This is a genomic window from Synechococcus sp. R3-13, from assembly GCF_047462195.1.
In the GTDB taxonomy this organism is placed as follows: domain Bacteria; phylum Cyanobacteriota; class Cyanobacteriia; order Thermostichales; family Thermostichaceae; genus Thermostichus.
On the sequence record NZ_JANSIO010000123.1, the window covers coordinates 1 to 951 of the forward strand.

Consider the following 951-nt stretch of genomic DNA (forward strand, 5'->3'; position numbering starts at 1 on the left):
GGTTCTTTTCACCTTTCCCTCACGGTACTGGTTCACTATCGGTCACGCAGGAGTATTTAGCCTTACGAGATGGTTCTCGCCGATTCACACGGGATTTCCCCTGCCCCGTGCTACTCGGGATCCGGCCGGCGCCTTTGGGCTTTCGGCTACAGGACTTTCACCTTCTCTGGTGCAGCATTCCAGCTGCTTCCCCTAGCCCGCCGGCTGCCGTTTGGCCGTCCCACAACCCCGCCCAGCCGTAGCTGAGCGGTTTAGGCTCTTTCCCGTTCGCTCGCCGCTACTGAGGAAATCACTTTTGTTTTCTTTTCCTGCGGCTACTAAGATGTTTCAGTTCGCCGCGTTCGCCCCTTTGGCCTATGGATTCAGCCAAAGGTGACAAGGCTTGCGCCTTGCCGGGTTGCCCCATTCGGGAACCTGCGGATCACCGCTTTTGTCCAGCTCCCCGCAGCGTTTCGTCGGTAACACGCCCTTCCTCGCCTCTGCGTGCCTAGGTATCCACCGTGCGCCCTTAACTGACTTGACCTTTTCACCTCACGTAACATTGGTGTTCTACCTGCCTCATGCCCCCAGGTTGCTGCTGCTTCCCCCAAGCTAAGGCTCGGAGGGCTCAACCCAGAAGCATGCTGCTCTCTTGCTATGCAGTTTTCAAAGTGCTGGCCGGCTCAACCCGGCTGGAGGCTTGTGCTCGGACCCAAACCCCTAGCCCGGTCGTCAACCTATCCAACTGGAGAACCCCTTCCCGGCTCCTCACCAAAGTGGTGGAGGTAAGCGGACTCGAACCGCTGACTTCTGCCGTGCAAAGGCAGCGCTCTACCGGCTGAGCTATACCCCCAATCCAGACTGCACCCACCCTCTGGCTTTGCCCTCAGCTTGGCCAGCTCGCTTCTAGCTTGCCAGCTCTCCCTTCTCCAGGACAAACAGTGGGCCATCCTGGACTCGAACCAGGGACCT

At 58.9% G+C, this 951-nt stretch carries 1 tRNA gene and 1 rRNA gene; both read right to left on the bottom strand.

The window, feature by feature from the left end:
- A 23S ribosomal RNA gene (locus NW856_RS04155) occupies window positions 1-523 on the bottom strand; the annotation flags it as partial.
- 233 nt (window positions 524-756) lie between these two features.
- Window positions 757-832: transfer RNA gene (locus NW856_RS04160), tRNA-Ala, on the bottom strand.
- Window positions 833-951 lie beyond the last annotated feature (119 nt).